The organism is Pseudomonas syringae (assembly GCF_021606685.1).
Classification (GTDB): domain Bacteria; phylum Pseudomonadota; class Gammaproteobacteria; order Pseudomonadales; family Pseudomonadaceae; genus Aquipseudomonas; species Aquipseudomonas syringae_R.
The window spans coordinates 124,671-151,475 of the sequence record NZ_WKCB01000003.1 but is presented as its reverse complement, the minus strand read 5'-3'; the positions used below and the strand labels follow the sequence as shown (position 1 = coordinate 151,475).

Below are 26,805 nucleotides of genomic sequence, written 5' to 3'. Positions count from 1 at the left end.
CCGGGGAGGCCTGGCTGCAGCGATTTCCGAGCGCCACGCTCGTACCTCAACCCCGCCACTTGGCGGGGCTTTTTTTTGCCTGCGCAAGGGCAATAAATTGCACCGACAAAACAGGTTTGTACACCTTCTGTCATACCGATTGAAGAAACCCCTCACGCGGCCGATAACCCCCTTATAGCACTTAGCCTTCATCCTCTCTTGTCAGCCCGCGCCGCATGATGCAACCTTGCCGCAGGCAACAGAAAAGAGGGCGTGAGCCCGGCGCCGTGCGCAGTATTTCAAGTGAGTCTCCCCCATGAAAAGCCAACCCGATGTCGCCCGTATGGCGGCCGAGGTAGTGACGCAGTTACCGGTGCCCTCGCGCCTCGGTATGCTGCGTTTCGAGCGGCTTAATGAGGCAAGCTGGGCCCTGCTCTACCTCGACCCCAATTGCGAGCGCCAATTCGGCCTGCCGGCGGTCGAGCTGTGTGCCCTGCTCGGCACACCCTACGCCAGCCTGATGGAGCCCCAGGCGCGCTATCAACTGCACGACGCCATCCAGCAGCAACTGACCCAGAGCCCTCATTACCTGGTGCGCTACACCCTGCACACCAGCGACGGCCCGTTGAGCCTGCTGGAAATGGGCGAAGCCTACAAACAACACAATCGCCACCTGCTGCGCGGCTACCTGATGGTGGTTGACGGCCTGTTCAGCGAAATCCCCTGCGCCGCCCCCACCGCGGACCTGGAAAACCAGAACAGCCGCCTGCAGATCGCCCTGGAACTCAACCAGCGTGCCCAGCAGGAACAACTGCAGCACCTGGAGCGGGTGCGCGCCCAGCAGGAGCTGATCCTGCTGCTGGCCCGCCAGCGCTACACCGCCAACAATTCGCTGCAGGAAGCCGCCGAGCTGATCACCCGCAGCGCCTGCGATATTTACCAGATCGACTGTGCCAGCATCTGGAACCTCGAAGGCCAACGCCTGGTGCCGATCTCGGCGTACCACCGCGCCGATCAGCAGTACCATCTGCCCGAACCGATTGACGCCAGCTGCTTCCCGGATTACCTGGAAGCCCTGCACACCAGCCGCGCCATCGACGCCACCAACGCCATGCGCGACCCGCGCACCCGTGAAATGGCTGAGAACCTGCGCGCCAAGAACATCCACGCCATGCTCGACGCGAGCATCCGCGTCGACGGCCAGGTGGTCGGCGTGCTGTGCCTGGAACAAAACGGCAGTTCACGCGCCTGGCAAGCCGATGAGATCGCCTTTGCCGGCGAGCTGGCAGACCAGTTCGCGCACGTTATCAACAACCACAACCGCCGCACCGCCACCAGCGCCCTGCACTTGTTCCAGCGCGCGGTAGAGCAAAGCGCCAATGCGTTTTTGCTGGTCAACTGCGACGGCGTGGTGGAGTACGTCAACCCCAGCTTCACCGCGATCACCCAGTACAGCGCCGAAGAAGTCCACGGCCACCGCCTGGCGCAGCTGCCGGCCCTGGAAAACCTCAGTGAGCTGCTGTTCGACGCGCCATCGAGCCTGGCCAAGAGCAACAGCTGGCAGGGTGAATTCAAAAGCCGGCGTAAAAACCTCGAACCCTACTGGGGCCAGCTGTCGATCTCCAAGGTGTATGGCGATAACCGTGAGCTGACTCACTACATCGGCATTTACGAAGACATCACCCAGACCAAACTCGCGCAGCAACGCATCGAGCGCCTGGCCTACACCGACAACCTGACCAACCTGGGCAACCGCCCGGCATTCATCCGCAACCTCGACGAACGCTTTGCCCGCGACAGCGACAGCTCGATCAGCCTGCTGCTGGTAGACATCGACAACTTCAAGCGAATCAACGACAGCCTTGGCCACCAGACCGGTGACAAACTGCTGATCAGCCTCGCCCGTCGCCTGCGCAACAGCCTGAGTGCCGGGGGCAGCCTGGCGCGGTTTGCCAGTAACGAGTTTGCGGTGCTGCTCGACGACACCGACCTGGAAAGCGGCCAGTTGGTGGCCAGCCAGCTGCTCGCGACCCTCGACAAGCCGATGTTCGTCGACAACCAGTTGATCAGCGTCACCGGCTCCGTGGGCCTGGCCTGCGCGCCATTGCATGGCCGCGACCCGCAGACCCTGATGCGTAACGCCGGCCTGGCGCTGCACAAGGCCAAGGCCAACGGCAAACACCAGGTACAGGTCTTCACCGAAGCGCTGAACGCCGAGGCCAGCTACAAGCTGTTCGTGGAAAACAACCTGCGCCGCGCCCTGACCCAGAACGAGCTGGACGTGTTCTACCAACCCAAGCTGTGCCTGCGCAGCGGCCGCTTGCTGGGGATGGAAGCGCTGTTGCGCTGGAACCACCCGGAAAAGGGCATGATCCGTCCCGACCAGTTCATCAGCGTGGCCGAAGAAACCGGGCTGATCATCCCCATCGGCAAGTGGATCGCCCGCCAGGCCTGCCGCATGAGCAAGCAACTGAGCGCCGCTGGCATGGGCAACCTGCAGGTGGCGATCAACCTGTCGCCCAAGCAGTTCTCCGACCCGGACCTGGTGGCCTCGATCGCCACCATCCTCAAGGAAGAACAGCTGCCGGCCAACCTGCTGGAGCTGGAGCTGACTGAAGGCTTGCTGCTGGAAGCCACTGAAGACACGCGCCTGCAGCTGGATCAATTGAAGAGTTTTGGCCTGACCCTGGCCATGGACGACTTCGGCACCGGCTACTCGTCGCTCAGCTACCTGAAAAAATTCCCCATCGACATCATCAAGATCGATCGCAGCTTTATCCACGAAATCCCGGACAACCAGGACGACATGGAAATCACCTCGGCCGTGATCGCCATGGCCCACAACCTCAAGCTCAAGGTGGTAGCCGAAGGCATCGAGACGTCCGAGCAACTGGCGTTCCTGCGTCGGCATCGTTGCGACGTGGGCCAGGGCTACCTGTTCGACCGGCCGATCCCCGGCGCAGAGCTGCTCGAGAAGCTTAAACGCTACCCGCGCGGGCCAATCGCCTGACAGCGCTGTAACACTCGGGCACACTGGCTGTCTGAATTCTTACCTTACTCAATCTGACTGAGAGGACTGATCATGGTCTTGCGCTCGGAAATTCTGGTGAACAAAAACGTGTTGCCTACTCAAGAACAAGCTTTGCCTGGCCGTGAAACCCCGATGACCCTGCCGGAAACGCACTTCGTCAACGGCAACCCACTGCTGGGCCCGTTCCTTGACGATGTCGGCTTTGCAATTTTCGGCCTGGGTTGCTTTTGGGGCGCCGAACGCAGGTTCTGGCAGCGCGACGGCGTGGTCAGCACCGTGGTCGGTTACGCAGGCGGCTTCACGCCGAACCCGACCTATGAAGAAGTCTGCTCCGGCCTGACCGGCCACAGTGAAGTGGTGCTGGTGGTGTATGACCAGGCCAAGGTCAAGTATGAAGACCTGCTGAAGATGTTCTGGGAACTGCACAACCCGACTCAGGGCATGCGCCAGGGCAATGACATCGGCAGCCAATACCGCTCGGTGATCTACGCCACCACGCCGGAGCAATTGGCGGCGGCGCAGGCCAGCGCAGAGGCTTATCAGGGTGAGTTGACCAAAGCAGGCCTGGGTGTGATTACCACCGAGATCGATGAGGCGCCGACGGTGTACTTCGCCGAGACCTATCACCAGCAGTACCTGGCGAAGAATCCCCAGGGCTATTGCGGGATCGGCGGCACGGGCGTGACTTGCCCGATCTAAGCCCCAGCACAATTCAAATGTGGGAGGGGGCTTGCTCCCGATAGCGGTGGGTCAGCTACAGATGCACTGACTGACACTAAGCTATCGGAGGCAAGCCCCCTCCCACATTTGATAGGTATCTGGCTTGGGACCTGATTACTCAGCAATCAGCCAATCCATCTGCCACCCGCCCTGGGTCTGGCCCAGCTGCTTGGACAGCCACGGCAGCAACTCACGCAACTCCTCCTCCAAGCCCCACGGCGGGTTGGCGATTGCCAGGCCCGAGCCGGTCAGGGTGTTGGGCGTGTCCAGCGGATGCACCAGCAACTCCACGCGCAGCAATTTAGGCGCGCCGGTGCCGGCCAGGTCCTGGTAGAAGCGCCGCAGCATGCGTTGGTCCTTCACCGGGTACCAGATGGCCGCGACGGTCTGGCGCATACGACTTACCGCCTCTTTGAGGGACGCGGCGCAGCGCTGCATCTCATCAAGCTTCTCGAACGGCGGGTCAATCAACATCAGCGCGCGCTTTTCCGGCACCGGCAGCAAGGCCCGGGGTACATGCCAGCCTTCGCCCAGATGCACTTTCACGCGGCGATCACCCTTCATATTGTCCTTGAGCAGCACGCCGTCTTCCGGGTGCTTTTCATTGAGCAATACACGGTCCTGAGGCCGCGTTAGGCGTCGCGCAAACTCCGGCGAGCCTGGGTAGTAACGCAACTGGCCGTCCGGGTTCATCTCGTGCAGCACGCGCATGTAGTCGGCGGTCAGCGGCGGCAGGTCGCTTTTGCCCCACAGGCGCGCGATGCCTTCCAGGTATTCACCGGTGCGGTTGGCCTGGTCGCCTTGCAGGTCGTATAGCCCGATGCCCGCGTGGGTGTCGAGATAGGCGAACGGCTGTTCCTTGCGCGACATCAGGGCGATGAGGCGGGTCAAGGTCAGGTGTTTGAAGACATCGGCGTGGTTGCCGGCGTGAAAGGCGTGACGATAATTCATGGTTGCTCCTGCGCAGGGGGCGAAGTTTACCTTTTACCGGCGCAAAGGTGCAGGGCCGCATGCCGGGCGGTGCTTATGCCGCAAACACAGGCAGGCGGTTGAAAAAAATCTAAATGACAGCGCAGGCGCGGATTTATTGTGGCGGGCAGCCCATCCAAGGAGGACAACAATAATCATGAAAGACGCCACCATCGCCCTGCACCACGGCTTCAAGTCCGACCCGACCACCAAAGCCGTCGCGGTGCCGATTTACCAGAACGTCGCCTTCGAATTCGATAACGCCCAGCACGGCGCCGACCTGTTCAACCTCGACGTGCCCGGTAATATCTACACGCGGATCATGAACCCCACCAACGACGTGCTGGAGCAGCGCATCGCCGCCCTCGAAGGCGGTATCGCAGCCCTGGCTGTCTCGGCTGGCAGCGCCGCGATCCACTATGCGATCCAGACCCTGACCCGCGCTGGCGACAACATTGTCACCACCCCGCAACTCTACGGCGGCACCTACACCCTGTTCGCGCACCTGTTGCCGAGCTTTGGCGTCGACGTGCGCTTCGCCCGCGACGACTCAGCCGAGGCCATCGCTGAGCTGATCGATGACAACACCAAGCTGGTGTACTGCGAAAGCATCGGCAACCCGGCGGGCAATATCATCGACATCGAAGCCCTGGCCAACGTGGCCCACGCCCGTGGCGTACCGCTGATGGTGGATAACACCGTGGCCACGCCGATCCTGTGCAAGCCGATCCAGTTCGGCGCCGATATCGTCGTGCACTCGGTGACCAAATATGTCGGCGGGCATGGCAACTCTCTGGGCGGGGTGATCGTCGACAGCGGCACGTTCCCCTGGGCCCAGTACCCAGAAAAATTCCCCGGCCTCAACAACCCCGAGCCGGCCTATCACGGTGTGGTCTACACCGAAAAATTCGGCCCGGCCGCCTTTATCGCTCGGGCTCGCACCGTGCCGCTGCGCAACACCGGCGCGGCGCTGGCGCCGATGAACGCTTTCCTGCTGCTGCAAGGCCTGGAAACCCTGGCCCTGCGCATGGAGCGCCACACCGAGAACGCCCTCAAGATCGCGCAATTCCTGCAAGGACATGCCGAGGTGGAATGGGTCAGCTACGCCGGCCTACCGGACCATCCGCACCACGCGCTGGCGCAGAAATACATGCAGGGCAAACCCTCGGCGATCCTATCCTTCGGCTTGAAGGGCGGCTTCGATGCAGGCGTGCGTTTCTACGATGCGCTGCAGATCTTCAAGCGCCTGGTAAACATCGGCGATGCAAAATCCCTGGCCTGCCACCCCGCCTCCACCACTCATCGGCAGATGAACGAGCAGGAGCAGGCCATGGCTGGCGTAAAGCCGGAGATGATCCGCCTGTCGGTGGGCATCGAGGCGATTGAAGACCTGATCGACGATTTGCAGCAGGCGCTGGGTTCAACCCGAGTCTGACGCCAGAGCGTTGGTCAGTGCTTCATAGCTGATATCCGTACCGCGCGCGAAGTAGGCGACCTTGTGCCGCAAGGTCGCCGGGGTAAAGGCCGTGTACAGGTCGGGCCGCTGCTCTTCGAGCCATTGCAGCAGGTTGTCGATCAAAGTTTGCGGCGAGTGCTCCGCCAAGTGCTTGAGCAACGGCGCAGGCACTCGCCACCAGGGGCTGGCTTTGGCCTGGGTCATCGAGGTCGGCGCAACCGTCAGCGGCTGGCCATTGATCAGGTAGCGCTGGAATACCGGCAAGACCTTACCGGCCTCATCACCTAGCCCTTGCAACATCGGCAAAAACTGGCCGCCATCCCAGAAGCGTAGAAACACTTCCTGCTCATCAGGCAGATAGACCTTGGTCAAGCCTCGCAAGTGCGCAATCACGGTTTCCAACGGGCTGGAGGACACTGCCAGCCAGCCCCAATCAGTTGAGGCGGTGGTGGCTATCCAATCGAGAAAGGGGCTACCGGGCTCAATGACTGCGACGTAGGGCATTACCTCATTCCATTCGGCGTAGGCTGTGCCTGCCCAGATGGGTTGGGGCGGCATGCCGGCAGCAGTGCTTCGCCAGGCATCGATTGGTTTTGCGTCGCTGGCGTTGCTGAGGATGGCGAAGGCACTCTCAGTCGTCTGAAGGGGGCAATGGGTTAACCAGGTTTTTGGTAACAACTGATTCGGCATTTAACACACTCCAATAAAAGCCACACGCAAGCAGTGATTTACTTTTCAAAATAATTTCCGCGACAAACAAACCACTAAAAATTACAGATTGAAAATCTCTTTACCAATCTAAAACCAATCAACATCCACCCATCCCGTAAGATCCCCTATTGCCAACGAAATAAAAATACCAAGGACAGAGACTACCAGACAGACACCCAGGCATCTCAAAGTAACCTTGAGTGTCATAGGAAACTCAGCGTAGTCTTCAGCACTAAGAACCCCGTGCTTTATAGACTGCGCGGGAAAGGCGAAAGCACCGACCACACCTCTTATCGCCCATGACCTACTTATAGGGTCCCAGCCGATATCTTCGCCTACACTTATGGCCAGACTACTACGCTTTAAATTGACCTTTATCTTTTCAATTTTAAAATAGGCGAGAAATAACGCCCAAAGAGGTACGATGCACGCCAATAAAAACAACAAACTCAAAAAAAGAAAATAAAAATCCTGCACTTCACTTATACCCCCCCAAACAGCGTCATTTAAGCCAGCCCACATATTCACCCACACACCACAAAGTAACCGCATACCCCCCCATACCCATCAAGAAGAAACCCCACAGCCGTAACTCACGCATTAGCCGGCGAGGCACCTGGTCCAACTCCTCACGCGTAACAGCTCCATCCTTAATATGCAATTTCTGGAAAACAAACATTCCAGCGACAGTATTTACGAAAAACATCTTGCTAAAAAAATCAGAACCAATAAAACGCTTACGGTAAGAGACCAATCTTGAAGCACCCAAGCACTCCAGTATTTCATCGACTTTACGATATGAAAAATATACCTGCCCTACTAAAACAAGAACAACCCATACCGCTGCGGCACCCAAACAATAAAAATATAAAACTCTTGCGCTCTCCATATCTATACCACCCCCTCATAAACAACTTCTCCCAACTTACCCCCTATGCCAGCTCCGGCATTACCCCCTATTGCAGCTCCAGCCCCCACAACCACCACGCCACAAACCAACCCGCCTATGCCAAAGGTTCCTACACCTATAGCAATACATACCGGAGCGGCCGCCAATGTTCCCAAATACGCACCCACCGCCCCACCTCCAACGGAGGCTACAAAGCTGCCGCCCTCCGTGACTTTCACTTTGTTACACTCCGTAGCAGTTCCAACTCGACACGTTTCCTTCACCTTTAACGCTGAGGCCGATGCCCCTAAACCGATACCGACGAAACCACCAACCTTCATATATCGGCTAGCCCGTGCAACACCCTGTATGTGCGTCGCATAACCGGGGATCCCTCCTGAAACACCTGCTTTTTTCCAATGATGGACAAGGCTGCGACTAGAGATACCCATCGCACTTTTCAGCTTTGGATGATCAGGAATGCCAACGCCTTTACGTACAAGAGGGCCGAGACCGTTATCCAACTGGTTCAGCAAAATTTTTCGCTCAGCGAAGAATTCAGCGCCTTGCAACTTGCCGTGCTGTTGAAAGGTTTCTAAATGCAACCTCTCAAGGTTTGTAAGGGTCTTTTCAATGTCGCCCAAATGCTTGCTCACCATTGAGGAACCCATACCCACCGCCGTTGAACTCTCCACCAAAAAACCCCGAACCACCTCATGGTGCTCCACCATAAACGCCGCGTCCTCATCACTCATCGGCGCCAGCGCATTGTTCACCTCCTGCGCGGCCTCCATCAGCAATGCTTCCTCGCGTGTGCACTGGCTGTTAAGTGGGTCGCTGAGGACGAGCATCTGTCCCGGTCGGGCATACTGCGTGAGCTGTGGATTCAGGCTGCGAAACGCTCCAGTACAATCGCACTGGGAGACTCGAACAGAGACTTCTCCAACTCACCACGCGGCATGGCGCGTTGCACGATATGAAAACCCGGCTCTACACCCGAGGCTTTCCCATCATGGCCCGGCGACCTTTATTACTGTCACTTACATGCTGCTCGATATCGCACTGCCCATTCTTGCAACGCTCACACTCCTCACAGAACGGCGCACTGCGTTTCAAGCTCGCCACCTGCACAGAGCTGAGTGGCGCGGGAATCAACGCCACCAGCTTCTCCTTCACGCCTGGCATCAATGGCGCTGGCGCTGGCCCGGGGCCACCGCCAATCTGGATCGGCACGCTGCTGAATATGCCGCCCGCCGACAGCGTGATGGACTGCCCTCCCGCCTGGATCGTCACGGTGGCTCCGGCATCGATCACGATGCTCTGCCCTGCACCGATCTGAATGGTCAGCCCCGCCTTTACCTGCTGCGAGCCGCCGACCACCAGGTGATCATCCTGCTTGAGTTCGGTCAGGCGGTTGCCGTGGGTGATGCGTTGCTCTTCGCCCTGCAGTTCATGGTGCGATTCACCGCCAACCCTAACCCGCCGTTGGTTGTCGACTTGCACCTGCTGGTCATGCAGCACGTGCTGGGTCCAATCGCGCTGGGCGCGCAGGTAGATTTCTTCGGCGCCCTTGCGGTCTTCGATGCGCAGCTCGTTATAACCGCCACCACCAGGGCTGCTTTGGCTGCGCAAAATGCTGCGGGTCTTGTCCGCTGGCAGATCAAGGGGTAGCTGCGTCGCCGCGTTGGGCAGGCAGCCCATCACCAGCGGCATGTCCATATCGCCATTGACGAAGCCCACCAGCACTTCCATGCCGACCCTGGGGATCAGCACCGAGCCATAGCGGTCATGGGCCCAGCCGCTGGCCACCCGCAACCAGCAACTGGAATGGTCGTTGTGTTCGCCAGCGCGATCCCAGGCGAGCTGCACCTTGACCCGGCCGTATTCGTCGCAATGGATTTCACTGTCAGCGGGCCCTGTGACCACGGCGTTCTGATAGCCCGCGATCATCGGGCGCGCCAGATCAGGCAAGGGCGGGCGGAAGATCACATCCCAGGGCGCAGCGACAAACTCATTGCGGTAACCCTGACGAAACTCCCCGCCGGCGACCTCGGTGACCGCCTCCTCCAGCACTTGGGGCTGCTTGCCTTCGTGGGTCACTTGCTGCACCAGCCACAACTCATTCCAGCCCTCGCGGGGGTGCCCGGAAAGCTTGAGGAAACCACCACTGAACAATGCCGGTTCATCGCCCTCGCCATGGGCAAGCCGATAGTCGCTGCGATGGCGCTCCAACCCACGCTGCGCAAGGTATTTACCATGGGCACGGTCGCTGAATTGGCCCGGATAGCCCTGCTGCTCGAGCTTGGGAAGCTCCTCACCGGTCGCCGTGCTTTCCAATGCCAGGCGCGGTTTTCGGAAATCGTAATCACGCAGGTTCACCGCCGTGGTGCGGGTCGCCAATTGCACGGCAAAACGCTTGATCGCCGGAGTTTGCGCGACCATCCCGGAACCGGGCATGTAAGGCGTGGGTTGATCTGCCTGGACGAACACTGTCTGGTCATCGCCAAACACCAGTAGATGCCCCTGAGGGGAATGTTGGAAGTGATAGTGAATACCCAGTTCGGCACACAAGCGCTGCACGAATGCCAGATCGGTTTCACCGAACTGCACGCAATACTCCCGCTGCAGGTATGTACCGCTCAGGCGAAATTCGAATTGGTCGCTCTGGATGCCCTGCCCCGTCAACACCAGCGCCACGATCTGCGGCACGGTCTTGTGCTGGAAAATACGCTGGTGACTGCTGTGCACCAGGTAGGCCAGCTGCGGCACCAGGCGGAGCCGGTAACGCGTGAGCCGCCGCCCGGAGTCGCCCTGTGCTACCCGGTAAACCAGGCCATGAACCCCATGGCCCTGATCATCAAAACTCAGGTAGGCCTGGCGATGCAGCAGGCTCTCCAGGTCCAGGTCAGGCTGTTCGCTGACCAATTCAAGGTCAAAGCTGTAGGGCTGACTGAGCCGGTCCTCACCGTTGAAGCTGTAGACCTTGAGGTCGCTGGCAACGCCATCCAGAGTCAGGGTAAAGGCGCTTTGGTTGGCCGGTGCGCGGTTGGCAGGAGCGAACATCCAGTGTTTCTCTGCAAAGGGATAGGTCGCCGATTCTGCATCACGGCGCGCCGCCGCTGAGCATGCCCCGAGCAAATCAGTAAATCCCTACACAAAAATGTAAGAACTTTCCTCAACCCCTTTCAAATCGCACGCAAAAAAAGGCCCGCTATCCGTAGGACGCGGGCCTTCTTTTTCAACTCAACGGGCGCTGAACGCCCGAGGAATCACTTGTTGAGGTTGTAGTCTTTTTCCGCAGCATCAAAACGCTCGACCATACCCGCAGTCGGCGCGCCCATCTTGCTCACGAAGTAGATCGCCAGGCTGGCGAAGATGAAGCCCGGGATGATTTCGTACAGGCCCAGCAACTCGAAGTGTTTCCACACGATCACGGTGATCGCGCCGACCAGGATACCGGCCAGTGCGCCGTTGCGGGTCATGTGTTTCCAGATCACCGAGATCAGCACCACAGGGCCGAACGCTGCGCCGAAACCGGCCCAGGCGTAGCTCACCAGGCCCAGCACTCGATTGTTCGGGTTGGCGGCCATGGCGATGGCGATCAGCGCAACCACCAACACCATCAGGCGGCCGACCCACACCAGCTCAAGCTGGGAGGCGTTTTTACGCAGGAAAGTCTTGTAGAAATCTTCGGTCAGGGCACTGGAGCACACCAGCAATTGGCAGCTCAGGGTACTCATCACCGCCGCCAGAATGGCCGACAGCAGTACACCGGCAATCCACGGGTTGAACAGCAGCTTGGCCAGTTCAATGAACACACGTTCGTGGTTTTCGGTGACAGGACCTGCCACCTCCGGGTGCGCCGAGAAGTAAGCAATACCAAAGAAGCCCACCGCCACGGTGCCGCCCAGGCACAGGATCATCCAGGTCATGGAGATGCGACGTGCGTTGGCAATCGACTTCACCGAATCCGCCGCCATGAAGCGCGCAAGGATGTGCGGCTGGCCGAAGTAACCCAGGCCCCAGCCCATCAGCGAAATAATGCCGATGAAGGTGGTGTTTTTCAGCATGTTGAAGTTGTCGGGGTTCTTGGCTTCGATGGCCAGGAAGGTGGTGTCGACGCCCCCGGTGGCCAGCAGCACGATGATCGGCGTAAGAATCAGCGCGAAGATCATCAGCGTGGCTTGTACGGTGTCAGTCCAGCTCACTGCCAGGAAACCACCGACAAAGGTGTAGGCAATAGTCGCTGCAGCACCGGCCCACAGCGCAGTCTCGTAGGACATGCCGAAGGTGCTTTCAAACAGACGGGCACCGGCCACAATGCCGGACGCGCAGTAGATGGTGAAGAACACCAGGATCACCACGGCAGAGATGATCCGCAGCAGGCCGCTTTTATCTTCGAAGCGGCTGGAGAAGTAGTCCGGCAGGGTCAGGGCATCGCCGTTGTGTTCGGTCTGCACCCGCAGGCGACCGGCCACGAACAGCCAATTGAGGTAGGCACCGACGATCAGGCCAATGGCGATCCAGCTTTCCGACAGGCCGGACATGTAGATCGCGCCTGGCAGGCCCATCAACAACCAGCCACTCATATCGGACGCGCCGGCCGACAACGCGGTAACCACGCTACCGAGGCTGCGACCGCCGAGGATGTAATCGGAAAGGTTGTTGGTGGAGCGATAGGCCATGAAGCCGATCAGCACCATTGCTGCGATGTAGATCACGAACGTGATCAGGGTTGGATTACTAACGCTCATAAGAGTGACGCCCTGGCTTTGTTTTTATGTAGCAGCGGCCTGTCAGACGGCCACCCACCGATAAGTGAGTAAACGTAACTGCGTGCCGCGCATTTATGACTGACGTTTCCCCAGGAAAGCCGTCAGCCGATGAACCAAACGTTTAGTCTGGTTGCACCTTGGGCGCGAATGCTATTCAACAAAGCAAATAAGGTGCAACCAGTTTCTTGAGAATTAGTTGCACCTATGTGTGTATTACGAAAAACATCGGTTTTTTGCTCCTTTTCGGAGCAAGAACAGCGTAAGTCAGAAGTAAACGCACCAAGGCAAAGCCGATTCCGCTGAGGCTGCGGTTTTTTCTCGATCACCCTCAAAAAATTCCTGAATAAAAAGGGTTGCACCCGGTTGCACCTCTTTCTGCGCAAAGCTAATCTTGCCGCCAGCAGATGCCACTCGGTAGTGGCACCCATGAGGATAAAAAGATGGCAACGACCACCCTTGGGGTCAAACTCGACGACCCGACCCGCGAACGCCTCAAGGCCGCCGCGACCTCCATTGATCGCACGCCGCACTGGCTGATCAAGCAGGCGATTTTCAATTACCTGGAGAAACTCGAGGGTGGTGCAACCCTGACCGAGCTTAACGGCTTGAGCAGCAAGGACGCCGAAGACGCAGGCGACGTACAGGCCGACCACGCGCACCAGTGCTTCCTGGAGTTTGCCGAGAGCATCCTGCCGCAATCGGTGTTGCGCGCCTCGATCACCGCCGCCTACCGCCGCCCTGAGCCGGAAGTGGTGCCCATGCTGATCGAGCAGGCCCGTCTTCCGGTACAGATGGCCGAGGCCACCAACAAATTGGCCGCCTCGATTGCCGAAAAACTGCGCAATCAGAAGAGCGCCGGCGGCCGTGCCGGTATCGTCCAGGGCCTGTTGCAGGAATTCTCCCTGTCGTCCCAGGAAGGCGTGGCACTGATGTGCCTGGCCGAAGCGCTGCTGCGTATCCCGGACAAAGGCACCCGTGACGCGCTGATCCGCGACAAGATCAGCACCGGCAACTGGCAGCCGCACTTGGGCAACAGCCCGTCGCTGTTCGTCAACGCCGCCACCTGGGGCCTGTTGCTGACCGGCAAACTGGTCGCCACCCACAACGAAGCCGGCCTTACCTCGTCTCTGAGCCGCATCATCGGCAAGAGCGGCGAGCCGATGATCCGCAAGGGCGTCGACATGGCCATGCGCCTGATGGGCGAGCAGTTCGTGACCGGCGAAACCATCGCCGAAGCCCTGGCCAACGCGAGCAAGTTCGAAGCCAAGGGCTTCCGCTATTCCTACGACATGCTCGGTGAAGCCGCACTGACCGAACATGACGCGCAGAAGTACCTGGCCTCGTACGAACAAGCCATTCACTCCATCGGCAAAGCCTCCCACGGCCGTGGGATTTATGAAGGCCCGGGCATCTCGATCAAGCTGTCGGCACTGCACCCGCGTTACAGCCGCGCGCAGTACGAACGCGTGATGGACGAGTTGTACCCGCGCCTGCTGTCCCTGACCCTGCTGGCCAAGCAATACGACATCGGTTTGAACATCGACGCCGAAGAAGCCGACCGCCTGGAGCTGTCCCTGGACCTGCTGGAACGCCTGTGCTTCGAGCCGCAACTGACCGGCTGGAACGGCATCGGTTTCGTGATCCAGGCTTACCAGAAGCGTTGCCCGTATGTGATCGACTATGTAATCGACCTGGCACGCCGCAGCCGCCATCGCCTGATGATCCGCCTGGTAAAAGGCGCGTACTGGGACAGCGAAATCAAGCGCGCCCAAGTCGAAGGCCTGGAAGGCTACCCGGTATACACCCGCAAGGTGTACACCGACGTTTCCTACATCGCCTGCGCGCGCAAACTGCTGTCGGTGCCGGAAGTTATCTACCCGCAGTTCGCCACTCACAACGCCCACACCTTGTCGGCGATTTACCATATCGCCGGTCAGAACTATTACCCCGGCCAGTACGAATTCCAATGCCTGCACGGCATGGGTGAACCGCTGTACGAGCAGGTTGTAGGCAAGGTCTCTGAAGGCAAGCTGAACCGTCCGTGCCGCGTGTACGCACCGGTCGGCACTCACGAAACACTGCTGGCCTACCTGGTGCGTCGCCTGCTGGAAAACGGCGCCAACACCTCGTTCGTCAACCGTATTGCCGACCAGTCCATCTCGATTCAGGAGCTGGTGGCCGATCCAGTGGCCAGCATCGAGCAGATGGCAACGCTGGAAGGCGGCTTCGGTCTGCCACACCCGCGTATTCCGCTGCCGCGTGACCTGTATGGCAGCGAGCGCGCCAACTCGGCGGGTATCGATCTGGCCAACGAACACCGCTTGGCGTCGCTGTCCTGCGCCCTGCTGGCCACCGCTCACAACCACTGGAAAGCCGCGCCGATGCTCGGTTGCACCGCCAGCGAGCAGGCGGCAGCACCCGTGCTGAACCCGTCCGACCTGCGCGATGTGGTCGGTCACGTACAAGAAGCCACCGTCGAAGACGTCGACAACGCCATCCAGTGTGCCATCAATGCCGGCCCGATCTGGCAGGCCACCCCACCCGCCGAGCGCGCCGCGATCCTGGAACGCGCCGCCGACCTGATGGAAGGCGAGATCCAGCCGCTGATGGGCCTGCTGGCCCGTGAAGCGGGCAAGACCTTCGCCAACGCCATCGCCGAAGTGCGCGAAGCGGTGGACTTCCTGCGCTACTACGCCGTGCAGGCCCGTAACGATTTCACCAATGATGCCCACCGCCCACTGGGTCCAGTGGTCTGCATCAGCCCGTGGAACTTCCCACTGGCAATTTTCAGTGGCCAGGTCGCTGCGGCGCTCGCCGCCGGTAACCCGGTACTGGCCAAGCCTGCCGAACAGACTCCGCTGGTAGCCGCTCAAGCGGTGCGCATCTTGCTGGAAGCCGGTATTCCGGAAGGCGTGCTGCAACTGCTGCCGGGCCAGGGCGAAAGCGTCGGTGCACGACTGGTGGGTGATGATCGCGTCAAAGGCGTGATGTTCACCGGCTCCACCGAAGTGGCGCGCCTGCTGCAACGTAATGTTGCAGGTCGCCTGGATGCTCAGGGCCGCCCAATTCCGTTGATCGCCGAAACCGGCGGCCAGAACGCGATGATCGTGGATTCTTCGGCACTGACCGAACAAGTGGTCATCGACGTGGTGTCCTCGGCCTTCGACAGCGCCGGCCAGCGCTGCTCGGCCCTGCGTGTACTGTGCCTGCAGGAAGATTCGGCAGACCGTGTAATCGAAATGCTCAAGGGCGCCATGGCTGAATGCCGCCTGGGTAACCCGGAACGCCTGTCGGTGGATATCGGCCCGGTGATCGACGCTGAAGCCAAGGCTGGCATCGAGAAGCACATCCAGGCCATGCGCGACAAAGGCCGTAACGTTTACCAAGTGGCAATTGCCGACGGCGAAGAGATCAAGCGCGGCACCTTCGTGACGCCAACCCTGATCGAGCTGGAAAGCTTCGACGAGCTGCAACGCGAGATCTTCGGCCCGGTACTGCACGTGGTGCGCTACAAGCGCAAAGAGATCGACCAGCTCATCGGCCAGATCAACGCGTCGGGCTACGGCCTGACCCTGGGCGTACACACCCGCATCGACGAAACCATCGCCAAGGTGATCGACAACGTCAATGCCGGTAACGTCTACGTCAACCGCAACATTGTGGGTGCCGTGGTCGGCGTGCAACCGTTCGGCGGCGAAGGCCTGTCGGGCACCGGCCCTAAAGCCGGCGGCCCGCTGTACCTGTACCGCCTGCTGTCGACGCGCCCTACTGATGCGATCGAACAATCCTTCGTCCGTGGCGACAAATTGGCTGCACCGGATGTACGCCTGCGCGACGCCATGAGCCAACCGCTGACTGCCCTGAAAACCTGGGCCGAGAGCAATCAGTTCAGCGACCTGAGCGCCTTGTGCGTGCAGTTCGCCGCGCAGTCGCAAAGCGGCATCACCCGCCAGTTGGCAGGCCCGACCGGCGAGCGCAACAGCTACGCGATCCTGCCGCGCGAGCACGTGCTGTGCCTGGCCGAGGTGGAAGGCGACCTGCTGACCCAACTGGCCGCGGTATTGGCGGTGGGTGGCGCGGCGGTATGGCCGGAAACCGACCTGACCAAAGCTGTGTTACCACGCCTGCCCAAGGACATTCAGGCGAAGATCAAGCGCGTGGCCGACTGGACCAAGGACGAGGTGGTGTTCGACGCGGTCATTCATCACGGCGATTCCGACCAACTGCGCGCGGTGTGCCAGCAAGTGGCCCAGCGTGGTGGGGCGATTGTCGGCGTGCATGGTTTGTCTCAGGGTGAGACATCCATTGCCTTGGAGCGCTTGGTGATCGAGCGCGCGCTAAGCGTTAACACGGCTGCCGCAGGTGGTAACGCCAGCCTGATGACCATCGGCTAACTGTAGAAATGCAGTAAAAATGTGGGAGGGGGCTTGCTCCCGATGGCGGTGTGTCAGTCAGTACACCTGTTACTGAAACTCCGCCATCGGGGGCAAGCCCCCTCCCACATTGGGCCTCATTTCAATTCACTGCCTGCGTTCTGCCGCTCCATCACCCAGATCAATCTTGCTATCCACCCCCCATTCGCGCACTTAGACTCAGGCCTATTCCCACATAGGTAAGCCGCCATGTCCGAGACGCTGCTCAGTTCCCGCAATCTGGCTTTCGAGCTGTACGAAGTCCTCGATGCCGAGGGCCTGACCCAGCGCGAGCGGTTTGCCGAGCACAATCGCGAAACCTTCGACGCGGCCATCAGCACCGCGCGTAACATCGCCGAGAAGTTCTTCGCGCCCCACAACCGCAAAAACGATGAAAACGAACCGCGCTATGAAGACGGTAAGGCGATTCTGATTCCGGAAGTGAAACCGGCCGTGGACGCCTTCCTGGAAGCCGGCTTTCTGAACGCGGCCCGCAGCTTCGAGGCTGGCGGCATGCAGCTGCCGACCCTGCTGTCCCAGGCGTGTTTCGCGCACTTCCAGTCGGCCAACGCGGCGTCGACTTCCTACCCGTTCCTGACCATGGGCGCCGCCAACCTGATCGAAAGCTTCGGCACCGAGGAGCAGAAACGACGCTTCCTGCAGCCGATGATCGACGGGCGTTTCTTCGGCACCATGGCCCTGACCGAACCGCACGCAGGCTCGTCGCTGTCGGATATTCGCACCCGCGCAGAACCGGCAGCGGATGGCAGCTACCGGCTCAAGGGCAACAAGATCTTCATCTCCGGTGGCGACCACCCGCTGTCGGAAAACATCGTGCACATGGTGTTGGCCAAGTTGCCGGACGCGCCGCCAGGGGTGAAGGGCATTTCGCTGTTTATCGTGCCCAAATTCCTGGTCAACGATGACGGCAGCCTGGGCGAACGCAACGATGTGCTGCTGGCCGGGCTGTTCCACAAGATGGGCTGGCGCGGCACCACGTCCACAGCGCTGAATTTCGGCGATAACGGCAACTGTGTCGGCTATTTGGTAGGCAAACCGCACCAGGGCCTGAGCTGCATGTTCCAGATGATGAACGAGGCCCGCATCGGCGTGGGCATGGGCGCGGTGATGCTCGGTTACGCCGGCTACCTGTATTCGCTGGAGTACGCCCGCGAACGGCCGCAGGGTCGTCTACCCGATAGCAAAGATCCCACAACAGCACCCGTCTCGATCATCCAGCACGCGGACATTAAACGCATGCTGCTGACCCAAAAGTCCTACGTGGAAGGCGCCTTCGACCTCGGCCTTTACGCCGCGCGGTTGTTCGACGACACCACCACCCTGGAATCGGAGGCCGAACGCAAGCATGCCCACGAACTGCTGGACCTGCTGACCCCCATCGTCAAATCCTGGCCGTCGGAGTTCTGCCTCAAGGCCAACGAGCTGGCAATCCAGATCCTCGGCGGCCATGGCTACACCCGCGAATACCCGGTGGAGCAGTACTACCGCGACAACCGCCTGAACCCGATCCACGAAGGCACCCATGGCATCCAGTCCCTGGACCTGCTGGGGCGCAAGCTGGCGCAGAACGGCGGCGCCGGGTTGAAACAGTTGATTCGGTTAATCGCCGACACCGGCGCCCGGGCCCAGGAATATCCTGGCCTCACGGCACTCAGAGAACCCCTCGAAGCGTTGGTGGCGCGCCTTCAACACGTGACCATCGGCCTGCTGACGGATCTCGCCCACGGCAAGGTCAACAGCAGCCTGGCGAACTCGGCGCTGTACCTGAAAGTGTTTGGGCATACGGTGATCGGCTGGCGCTGGCTGGAGCAGGCGATTCGCGCCGAAGAGGGGTTGCCCAAGGGGAATGCTGCGGATGTTGCCTTCTATAAAGGCAAGCTCCAGGCCGCCCGGTACTTCCTGACCTGGGAAGTACCAAGCTGCCATCATGAACTGGCAATTCTGGAGGCACGCGATGACACGTGCCTGGGCATGCAGGATGAGTGGTTCTAAGGCTGGATTGCCTTGGAAATCACCTCGACCGTGGCGCTGACTTGCTCTTGGTAACGGTCGAGTTCCTGCTGGTGAGCCTGCTGCATTTCGATCTGCTCGGCGCACAGGTTCAGCGCCGCCAACACCAGTAATTTGTCACCGATCAGGGTCGGGTACTTTTTCTTGGTGGTGGCCAGGGAGGCCTTGAGCATGGTCACGGCGTGCATCAGGGTTTTGTCTTCCCCGGCAGGCGCCTTGATCGAGTAATCCTCACCGAGAATCGAAACGACCTTTATCCCTTCATTCATGCGCTGACGGGCCCTGCGCTCACGCGCTCAACCAACGCCTGGATACGGGCGGCGGTGGCACCGTGCTTTTCTTCCTGTTCCATCAGGTTCAACTGCAGGCTGTCGTTTTCATCCTTGGCGCGGGCGAGTTCGGCCTTGAGGGATTCGTTGCTGCCCAGCAGGTCCTGGTTCTGCTGTACGAGGTCAGTGACAAGCTGTTCAAGCTGGCTGAGGGATGCTTCTAACATTTTGATTTCTCGGGTTTTTTCAAAGGGCGGTGAAGATAAAGAAAATTCACCTCGCAAGCCAGGGTTATCCCCGGCGCGCAGCCCGTTTTTTAAGGGCCGGGCTACACTTTCGAGCCTTAGTGACTGCATTTACCCCATCTGGTTCCTGAAACCGCGTAACCCCTCGTCAGATGCGACAAAAACGCACAGCCCCCTTTAGACTTTAGTCGTACGCCCGATAGAGAAGCACACCTCGTCTCACCCCCGCACGGATCGCGCTTCCCCCCAGGATTCCCGCATGTCGCTTCGTTCTATGAATATTGCTCCGAGGGCCTTTCTCGGCTTCGCGATGATTGGTGCCCTCATGTTGCTTCTCGGCGTGTTCGCCCTGAACCAGATGAGCAAGATCCGCGGCGCCACCCAGGACATCACCCTGTCCAGCGTGCCGAGCATTCGTGCCCTCGATGAGTTCACCCAATTGACCCTGCGGCTGCGGGTGCTGTCGTATCGCCTGCTTACCAACCGCGAGCCGGAGGTCCAGCAAAAGACCCTGGAAAACTTCGAACTGCGCAACCAGCAGATCCGCACCGCCCAGGCCATCTACGAAAAGCTGATCGACAGCCGTGAAGAGCGCTCGATCTATGACGAATACATGCGCCTGCTCGACCAGTACCGTCAAATTGAAGAGCGCATGAAGAGCCTGTCGCGCGCCAACCAGATCGAAGAGCTGCGCACCCTGCTCAACACTGAGCTGTTGAGCAACTCCGATCAGGTCAACAGCGTGCTCAACCGCCTGTTGGACTACAACAACAAGGCGGCCCTGGCCACCAACCAGCAAGCCGAAGACCAGTACAACATGGCCTTTGACTGGGTGATTGGCCTGCTGGTGATCGCCACGGCGCTGACCGTGTTGTTCGCCTGGCTGTTGACCCGCAGCATCACCTTGCCGATCTCCCAGGCATTGGGGGCCGCCGAAGAAATCGCCGAAGGCAACCTGACGCGCCCGATCAAGGTCGACGGCGACGACGAAGCTGGCCGCCTGCTCGCCGCCATGGCCAAGATGCAGGACAAGCTGCGCGACACCCTGCAACGCATCTCGGGCTCCGCCACCCAACTGGCTTCTGCGGCCGAAGAGCTGAACGCCGTCACTGACGAAAGCGCACGCGGCCTGACTCAGCAAAACAACGAAATCGAACAGGCCGCCACTGCCGTCAACGAGATGACCAGCGCCGTCGAAGAAGTCGCGCGTAACGCGGTGAGCACCTCTGAAGCCTCGCGCAATGCCACGACCTCGGCGGGCGATGGCCGTGACCTGGTGCAGGAAACCGTCAGCGCCATCGAGCGCATGAGCGGCGACGTGCAAGCCACCGCCACGCTGATTGGTGAGCTGGCCAATGAGTCGCGGGACATCGGCAAAGTGCTCGACGTGATTCGTGGCCTGGCCGATCAGACCAACCTGCTCGCCCTGAACGCCGCCATTGAAGCCGCGCGCGCCGGGGAAGCGGGCCGCGGGTTTGCCGTGGTCGCCGATGAGGTGCGCGCCCTGGCCCATCGCACGCAGCAGTCCACCAGCGAGATTGAACGGATGATCGGCAGCATCCAGGCCGGTACCGAGCACGCGGTGGATTCGATGCGTAACAGCACCGAGCGCGCGGAATCGACGCTGAACATCGCCAAAGGCGCAGGGATGTCCCTGGATACGATCAACACAGCGATTGTCGAGATCAACGAACGCAACCTGGTCATCGCCAGCGCCGCCGAAGAGCAGGCGCAGGTGGCGCGGGAAGTCGACCGCAACCTGGTGAACATTCGTGATTTGTCGGTGCAGTCGGCGACGGGTGCCAGCCAGACCAGCGCGGCCAGCAGTGAGTTGTCGCGCCTGGCGGTGGATTTGAATGGGATGGTCGGCCGTTTTCGCCTCTAAAAATGTGGGAGGGGGCTTGCTCCCGATGGCGGTATATCAGTATCAGATGGATTGACTGATACACCGCCATCGGGAGCAAGCCCCCTCCCACATTTGGATCTGAGCGAATCAGAAAAAGCTTTTTGACAGCACAGCAATTCAACAGGTTAGAATCGCTGGCACGCAGACTGCATGGTCAGTTTGCGCCCCGTCTTGTTTGCTCATGGAGTACTGCCTTTGAATGCGACGACCATCAACAGCCTGTTCTTGATCGGCGCGTTGCTGGTGAGTGCAAGCATTCTGGTGAGTTCTCTTTCGTCCCGCCTGGGCATCCCGATTCTGGTGATTATCCTGGCCGTGGGCATGATCGCCGGCGTCGACGGCGGCGGCATCATTTTTGATAACTACCCGACCGCCTACCTGGTGGGCAACCTCGCGCTGGCCGTGATCCTGCTCGACGGCGGCCTGCGCACACGGGTGGCGAGTTTTCGCGTGGCGCTGTGGCCGGCGTTGTCGCTGGCCACGGTGGGCGTGCTGATTACCACCGGCCTCACCGGCATGGCCGCAGCCTGGCTGTTTGACCTCAATATCATCCAAGGCTTGCTGATCGGCGCCATCGTCGGCTCCACCGACGCCGCGGCGGTGTTCTCGCTGCTCGGCGGCAAGGGCCTGAACGAGCGGGTCACCGCCAGCCTGGAAATCGAATCCGGCAGCAACGACCCGATGGCGGTGTTCCTCACTGTCACCCTGATCGACATGCTCGCCAGCGGCCAGACCGGCCTGCACTGGAGCCTGCTGACCCACCTGTTGCGCGAGTTCGGCATCGGCGGCATCGTCGGCCTGGGCGGCGGCTGGCTGATGCTGCAAATGGTCAACCGCATCAACCTGGCCAACGGCCTGTACCCGATTCTGGTGATCGCCGGCGGCCTGTTCGTGTTTGCACTGACCAACGCCCTGCACGGCAGCGGCTTCCTGGCCGTGTACCTGTGCGGCCTGGTAATCGGCAACCGCCCGGTGCGCAGCCGTCATGGCATTTTGCATATGCTCGACGGCATGGCCTGGCTGGCGCAGATCGGCATGTTCCTGGTGCTGGGTCTGCTGGTCACGCCCCATGACTTGCTGCCAATCGCGCTGCCGGCGCTGGGCCTGGCGTTGTGGATGATCCTGTTCGCGCGCCCCTTGTCGGTGATGGTCGGCCTGCTGCCGTTCAAGGCCTTCCACGGTCGCGAAAAAGCCTTTATCGCCTGGGTCGGCCTGCGCGGCGCGGTGCCGATCATCCTCGCGGTGTTCCCATTGATGGCCGGCCTGCCCCATGCGCAGCTGTACTTCAACCTGGCGTTCTTCATCGTGCTGGTGTCGTTGCTGGTGCAGGGCACCAGCCTGCCGTGGGTGGCCAAACTGCTGAAAGTGACCGTACCGCCGGACCCTGCGCCCATCTCGCGCGCGGCCCTGGAGGTGCATGTCACCAGCGAGTGGGAGCTGTTCGTCTACCGCCTGGGCGCCGAAAAATGGTGCATCGGCGCGGCATTGCGCGAGCTGAAAATGCCGGAGGGCACGCGGATCGCCGCGCTGTTCCGTGGCCAGCAGCTGCTCCATCCGTCGGGTAGTACGGTGCTGGAAGTCGACGATCTGCTCTGCGTGATCGGCCACGAACACAACCTGCCGGCCCTGGGCAAACTGTTCAGCCAGGCGCCGCAACGCGGTCTCGACCTGCGCTTCTTCGGCGACTTCGTACTCGAAGGCGACGCCCAGCTGGGCGCGGTGTCGGCCCTGTACGGGCTCAAGCTGGAGGGTATCGACCCGGATATGCCATTGAGCCGCTTCATCACCCAGAAAGTCGGCGGCGCACCGGTAGTGGGCGATCAGGTAGAGTGGAACAACACCCTCTGGACCGTTGCGGTCATGGACGGGAACAAGATCGGAAAAGTCGGCGTCAAATTTCCCGAAGGGAGTCGTCCAGGTCCTGGACTCTTCCTCTAAACTGCGGGGCATTGGCGTCACGCCCCCACTTTCTTTGCCTTGCTTGACCGGTATCCATGACAATCCTGCGCACCTTTTTAGCCACTGCCCTGCTGGGCCTGACCCTTTGTGTCGGCAGCGTTTACGCCGCCGACCCGCCCAGCGCCGACGCCATCCAGCAAAGCCTGGACAAACTGCCCGACCGCAAATTGCCCGACGCCGACATGAAGGCGCTGCAGTCGATCCTGCAACAGACCCTGACCTACCTGGGCAACAAGCAGGATTACGAGCAGCGCCTGACCGACCTCAAGCGCCAGCTCGACGACGCGCCGCGCCAGACCACCGAGAACCAACGTGAGCTGACCCGGCTCAAGGCCACCAAGGTCATCCCGGTTGCTCAGCGCTACGCCACCCTGCCGGTGCCGCAGCTTGAGCAACTGCTGGTGCAGCGCACGACCCAACAAGGCGACCTGCAAAAGGAACTGGCCGACGCCAACAGCCTGACCATCGCTGCCCAGACCCGCCCCGAGCGCGCCCAGACCGAAATCAGCAGCAGCCAGACGCGCATCCTGCAGATCAACTCGACCCTCAAGGCTGGCAAAGACAATGGCAAAGCCCTCACGAGCGACCAGCGCAACCAGCTGAATGCCGAACTCGCCGCCCTGAATGCGCTGATCCCCCTGCGTCGCCAGGAGCTGGCCGGGAACAGCCAGTTGCAGGACCTGGGCAACAGCCAGCATGACTTGGTGGTGGAAAAAACCGCGCGCCTTGAGCAAGAGATCCAGGACCTGCAAACCCTGATCAACCAGAAGCGCTTGGCCCAATCGCAGCAAACCGTTACCCAACAATCGATCGAAGCGCAGAAGGCCGGCGGCAGCAGCCTGCTGGCGACGGAAAGCGCGGCCAACCTCAAGCTGTCCGACTACCTGCTCAAAAGCACTGACCGCCTCAACGACCTGACCCAGAAGAACCTGCAGACCAAGCAGCAACTGGACACCGTGACCCAAAGCGATTCGGCCCTGGACGAGCAGATCAGCGTGCTCAAGGGCAGCCTGCTGCTGTCCAAGATCCTCTACAAACAAAAACAGGCACTGCCACGCCTCACCGTGGACCGCGACCTGGCGGACGACATCGCCAACATTCGCCTGTACCAGTTTGAGGTCAACCAGCAACGTGAGCTGATCAGCTCGCCCAGCACCTATGTGGATAACTTGCTGGCCAACCAGCCACCGGCTGATGTCACCCCCCAGCTGCGGCGCACCCTGCTGGAACTGGCGATCACCCGCAGCGACCTGCTGGAGCGCTTGAGCCGCGAGCTGAGCGCGCTGCTGAACGAATCCATCACCCTGCAACTGAACCAGAAACAACTGCTGAGTACCGCCACCACTCTGCGCGCGACCCTCGATGAGCAAATGTTCTGGATCCCCAGCAACAAGCCGCTGGACACCGAGTGGCTGGAAACCGTGCCGGCGCACCTGAGCAAGCAAGTCACCACCCTGCCCTGGGCCTCCAGTGTCAGCGAGTTGTACGACGGCCTGACCCAGCGCCCGCTGCTGTTCCTGCCGCTGCTGCTGTTGATCGGCGCGCTGCTGTGGCGCCGCAAAGCCCTGTACCAGCGCCTGAACAAGGTCCATCTGGACATTGGCCACTTCAAGCGCGACAGCCAATGGCACACCCCTCAGGCGATTCTGATCAATATCCTGCTGGCCATGCCGGTGGCCCTGGGCTTGGCGCTGTGTGGCTACGCGCTGCAGATCGACGCCCGTGGGCAAAACGCCAACCTCGGCGCGGCGCTGTTGCAAATCGCCCAGGCGTGGCTGGTGTTCTACACCGCTTACCGCATCCTGGCGCCGGGCGGCGTGGCCGAGCTGCATTTTCGCTGGGAAAAACCCCAGGTCGAATTCCTCCAGGGCTGGGTGCGCAAGCTCGGCCTTGTGGTGCTGGCACTGGTGGCCGTGGTGGCGATTGCCGAGCATCAACCGGCGGCGCTGGCCGACGACGTACTGGGCATCGGCGTGGTCTTGACGTGCTACGCGCTGATGGCCTGGCTGCTCGGCCGCCTGCTGCTGAACAGCCCGACCCACGAAAAAGCCTCGCTGTTTCGCAAAGCCGTGGGCTTGATGTTTACCGCCCTGCCCGTCGCGCTGTTTATCGCGGTGTGCTTTGGCTACTACTACACCGCGCTCAAGCTCAGTGACCGCTTGATCAACACCCTGTATCTGCTGATGTTCTGGCTGGTGATCGAAGCCACCTTCGTACGCGGCCTGGGCGTCGCCGCACGGCGCCTGGCCTATGCGCGGGCGCTGGCCAAACGCCAGGCCGCCAAGGAAGCCGGCGACGGCGAAGCGGTGATCGAAGAGCCGACCCTGGACATCGAGCAGGTCAACGAACAGTCGATGCGCCTGATCCGCCTGGCCCTGCTCGGCGGCTTTATCGCCGCGCTGTATTGGGTGTGGTCGGACCTGATTTCGGTCTTCTCCTACCTCGACAACGTCACCCTCTACGAATACACCAGCGGCACCGGCGCCAATATCAGCATGGTGCCGATCAGCATCGGCGATTTGCTCGGCGCGCTGATCATCATCGGCATCACTTTCGCCCTGGCCCGCAACCTGCCCGGCCTGCTGGAAGTGCTGGTGCTGTCCAAGCTGGACCTGGCCCAGGGCAGTGCCTACGCCACCACTACCTTGCTGTCGTATGTGATCGCCGGCGTGGGCTTTGTCTCTACCCTCTCCACACTCGGCGTGAGCTGGGACAAGTTGCAATGGCTGGTCGCGGCGCTATCGGTGGGGTTGGGCTTCGGGATGCAGGAGATTTTCGCCAACTTTATCTCCGGCATCATGATCCTGTTCGAGCGCCCGGTACGTATCGGCGACACCATCACCATCGGCAACCTGTCGGGCACGGTGAGCAAGATCCGCATTCGCGCCACCACCATCACCGACTTCGACCGCAAGGACATCATCGTCCCGAACAAGACGTTCATTACCGGGCAACTGATCAACTGGTCGCTGACTGACACCATCACCCGCGTCACCTTGAAGCTGGGTGTGGACTACGGCTCCGACCTGGACCTGGTGAAGGAACTGTTACTCAAGGCCGCCAGGGAAAACCCGCGTGTCCTGAAAGAACCAGAACCCCACGTTTACTTCCTCAACTTCGGCGAAAGCACCCTCGACCACGAACTGCGCATGCACGTGCGCGACCTGGGTGACCGCAACCCGGTGCTGGACGAGGTCAACCGCTATATCAACCGTGAGTTCAAGAAACAGCACATCAACATCTCGTTCCGGCAGATGGAGGTGTACCTCAAGAACATGCACGGTCAAGAGTACAAACTGGTGCCGGTGGAGGATGATCGCAAGACCATCGCCGGGCCTGCCGCAGAGCAGGACGCGCCCGAGCCGCCACCCGGCAAAGTCGACGATGCGCCGGAACCGCCGCCCACCAAACTCGACTAAACGCCCTATCCCCAGCAGAATGCTCGGACATTCT

General features: G+C 60.6%; 17 protein-coding genes and 1 pseudogene. 9 read left to right on the top strand and 9 right to left on the bottom strand.

Annotated features, from left to right (window positions below):
• The first annotated feature begins 295 nt into the window (after positions 1-295).
• Together GIW02_RS02380 and msrA are read left to right on the top strand one after the other, a co-directional pair.
• Positions 296-2,989 carry a GGDEF and EAL domain-containing protein gene (locus GIW02_RS02380; protein WP_236410633.1) on the top strand — a complete coding sequence of 898 codons (2,694 nt, stop codon included), beginning with the start codon at positions 296-298 and terminating at the stop codon, positions 2,987-2,989.
• Between the two features lie 72 nt (positions 2,990-3,061).
• Complete coding sequence (gene msrA / locus GIW02_RS02375; protein WP_236410634.1) at positions 3,062-3,709, top strand: peptide-methionine (S)-S-oxide reductase MsrA; 648 nt, start codon at positions 3,062-3,064, stop codon at positions 3,707-3,709.
• Between the two features lie 135 nt (positions 3,710-3,844).
• On the opposite strand, the gene GIW02_RS02370 is transcribed toward msrA, so the two are convergent.
• Positions 3,845-4,681, bottom strand: coding sequence for a 23S rRNA (adenine(2030)-N(6))-methyltransferase RlmJ (locus GIW02_RS02370; protein ID WP_236410635.1), 837 nt, complete (start codon positions 4,679-4,681; stop codon positions 3,845-3,847).
• Positions 4,682-4,856: 175 nt separating this feature from the next.
• Between GIW02_RS02370 and GIW02_RS02365 the strand changes: the two genes are divergently transcribed.
• Positions 4,857-6,134, top strand: coding sequence for an O-acetylhomoserine aminocarboxypropyltransferase/cysteine synthase family protein (locus GIW02_RS02365; protein ID WP_236410636.1), 1,278 nt, complete (start codon positions 4,857-4,859; stop codon positions 6,132-6,134).
• Here the strand turns inward: GIW02_RS02365 and GIW02_RS02360 are convergent.
• From GIW02_RS02360 to putP, 6 genes are all read right to left on the bottom strand, one after another.
• The gene (locus tag GIW02_RS02360; RefSeq protein ID WP_236410637.1) at positions 6,120-6,845 is read right to left on the bottom strand and encodes a DUF4123 domain-containing protein; all 726 of its coding nucleotides are present in this window, start codon (positions 6,843-6,845) and stop codon (positions 6,120-6,122) included. The genes GIW02_RS02365 and GIW02_RS02360 overlap by 15 nt on opposite strands.
• Positions 6,846-6,953: 108 nt before the next feature.
• A complete protein-coding gene (locus GIW02_RS02355; protein ID WP_236410638.1) occupies positions 6,954-7,394 on the bottom strand; it encodes a hypothetical protein in 441 nt (146 codons plus the stop codon).
• Positions 7,369-7,755: a hypothetical protein gene (locus tag GIW02_RS02350; RefSeq protein WP_236410639.1), complete on the bottom strand. Its 387-nt coding sequence runs from the start codon at positions 7,753-7,755 to the stop codon at positions 7,369-7,371. The genes GIW02_RS02355 and GIW02_RS02350 overlap by 26 nt, the downstream gene beginning before the upstream one ends.
• 2 nt (positions 7,756-7,757) lie before the next feature.
• Positions 7,758-8,549, bottom strand: a complete 792-nt coding sequence (locus GIW02_RS02345; RefSeq protein ID WP_236410640.1) for a hypothetical protein — start codon at positions 8,547-8,549, stop codon at positions 7,758-7,760.
• A 196-nt stretch (positions 8,550-8,745) separates the two neighbouring features.
• Positions 8,746-10,818, bottom strand: coding sequence for a type VI secretion system Vgr family protein (locus tag GIW02_RS02340; protein WP_236410641.1), 2,073 nt, complete (start codon positions 10,816-10,818; stop codon positions 8,746-8,748).
• Between the two features lie 206 nt (positions 10,819-11,024).
• Positions 11,025-12,509: a sodium/proline symporter PutP gene (putP, locus tag GIW02_RS02335; RefSeq protein WP_236410642.1), complete on the bottom strand. Its 1,485-nt coding sequence runs from the start codon at positions 12,507-12,509 to the stop codon at positions 11,025-11,027.
• A gap of 461 nt (positions 12,510-12,970) precedes the next feature.
• Here putP and putA point away from each other — a divergent pair, with 461 nt between their 5' ends.
• Positions 12,971-16,924 (top strand): trifunctional transcriptional regulator/proline dehydrogenase/L-glutamate gamma-semialdehyde dehydrogenase, encoded by a 3,954-nt coding sequence (gene putA, locus GIW02_RS02330; RefSeq protein WP_236410643.1) that lies wholly within the window; start codon positions 12,971-12,973, stop codon positions 16,922-16,924.
• Positions 16,925-17,152: 228 nt separating this feature from the next.
• Positions 17,153-18,955, top strand: a complete 1,803-nt coding sequence (locus GIW02_RS02325) for an acyl-CoA dehydrogenase (RefSeq protein WP_236410644.1) — start codon at positions 17,153-17,155, stop codon at positions 18,953-18,955.
• On the opposite strand, the gene GIW02_RS02320 is transcribed toward GIW02_RS02325, so the two are convergent.
• Positions 18,952-19,242, bottom strand: a complete 291-nt coding sequence (locus tag GIW02_RS02320) for a cell division protein ZapA (RefSeq protein WP_017526490.1) — start codon at positions 19,240-19,242, stop codon at positions 18,952-18,954. The genes GIW02_RS02325 and GIW02_RS02320 overlap by 4 nt on opposite strands.
• A complete protein-coding gene (locus tag GIW02_RS02315) occupies positions 19,239-19,469 on the bottom strand; it encodes a hypothetical protein (protein ID WP_101265776.1) in 231 nt (76 codons plus the stop codon). The genes GIW02_RS02320 and GIW02_RS02315 overlap by 4 nt, the downstream gene beginning before the upstream one ends.
• A gap of 277 nt (positions 19,470-19,746) precedes the next feature.
• Between GIW02_RS02315 and GIW02_RS27180 the strand changes: the two are divergent.
• The 4 genes and pseudogenes from GIW02_RS27180 to mscK form a co-directional block, all read left to right on the top strand.
• Positions 19,747-20,469: pseudogene (locus GIW02_RS27180) on the top strand (MCP four helix bundle domain-containing protein); the annotation flags it as partial.
• A 30-nt stretch (positions 20,470-20,499) separates the two neighbouring features.
• Positions 20,500-21,372 carry a methyl-accepting chemotaxis protein gene (locus GIW02_RS27175; RefSeq protein ID WP_456361629.1) on the top strand — a complete coding sequence of 291 codons (873 nt, stop codon included), beginning with the start codon at positions 20,500-20,502 and terminating at the stop codon, positions 21,370-21,372.
• A 216-nt stretch (positions 21,373-21,588) separates the two neighbouring features.
• A complete protein-coding gene (locus GIW02_RS02305; RefSeq protein ID WP_236410646.1) occupies positions 21,589-23,331 on the top strand; it encodes a potassium/proton antiporter in 1,743 nt (580 codons plus the stop codon).
• Positions 23,332-23,387: 56 nt separating this feature from the next.
• The gene (gene mscK, locus GIW02_RS02300) at positions 23,388-26,771 is read left to right on the top strand and encodes a mechanosensitive channel MscK (RefSeq protein ID WP_236410647.1); all 3,384 of its coding nucleotides are present in this window, start codon (positions 23,388-23,390) and stop codon (positions 26,769-26,771) included.
• Positions 26,772-26,805: the final 34 nt, after the last annotated feature.

Coding starts and splice junctions, on each gene's coding strand:
- GIW02_RS02380 (WP_236410633.1), top strand. CDS start 296: ATGAAAAGCCAACCCGATGTCGCCCGTATGGCGGCCGAGGTAGTGACG.
- msrA (WP_236410634.1), top strand. CDS start 3,062: ATGGTCTTGCGCTCGGAAATTCTGGTGAACAAAAACGTGTTGCCTACT.
- GIW02_RS02370 (WP_236410635.1), bottom strand. CDS start 4,681: ATGAATTATCGTCACGCCTTTCACGCCGGCAACCACGCCGATGTCTTC.
- GIW02_RS02365 (WP_236410636.1), top strand. CDS start 4,857: ATGAAAGACGCCACCATCGCCCTGCACCACGGCTTCAAGTCCGACCCG.
- GIW02_RS02360 (WP_236410637.1), bottom strand. CDS start 6,845: ATGCCGAATCAGTTGTTACCAAAAACCTGGTTAACCCATTGCCCCCTT.
- GIW02_RS02350 (WP_236410639.1), bottom strand. CDS start 7,755: ATGGAGAGCGCAAGAGTTTTATATTTTTATTGTTTGGGTGCCGCAGCG.
- GIW02_RS02345 (WP_236410640.1), bottom strand. CDS start 8,549: ATGGAGGCCGCGCAGGAGGTGAACAATGCGCTGGCGCCGATGAGTGAT.
- GIW02_RS02340 (WP_236410641.1), bottom strand. CDS start 10,818: ATGTTCGCTCCTGCCAACCGCGCACCGGCCAACCAAAGCGCCTTTACC.
- putP (WP_236410642.1), bottom strand. CDS start 12,509: ATGAGCGTTAGTAATCCAACCCTGATCACGTTCGTGATCTACATCGCA.
- putA (WP_236410643.1), top strand. CDS start 12,971: ATGGCAACGACCACCCTTGGGGTCAAACTCGACGACCCGACCCGCGAA.
- GIW02_RS02325 (WP_236410644.1), top strand. CDS start 17,153: ATGTCCGAGACGCTGCTCAGTTCCCGCAATCTGGCTTTCGAGCTGTAC.
- GIW02_RS02320 (WP_017526490.1), bottom strand. CDS start 19,242: ATGAATGAAGGGATAAAGGTCGTTTCGATTCTCGGTGAGGATTACTCG.
- GIW02_RS02315 (WP_101265776.1), bottom strand. CDS start 19,469: ATGTTAGAAGCATCCCTCAGCCAGCTTGAACAGCTTGTCACTGACCTC.
- GIW02_RS27175 (WP_456361629.1), top strand. CDS start 20,500: ATGGCCAAGATGCAGGACAAGCTGCGCGACACCCTGCAACGCATCTCG.
- mscK (WP_236410647.1), top strand. CDS start 23,388: ATGACAATCCTGCGCACCTTTTTAGCCACTGCCCTGCTGGGCCTGACC.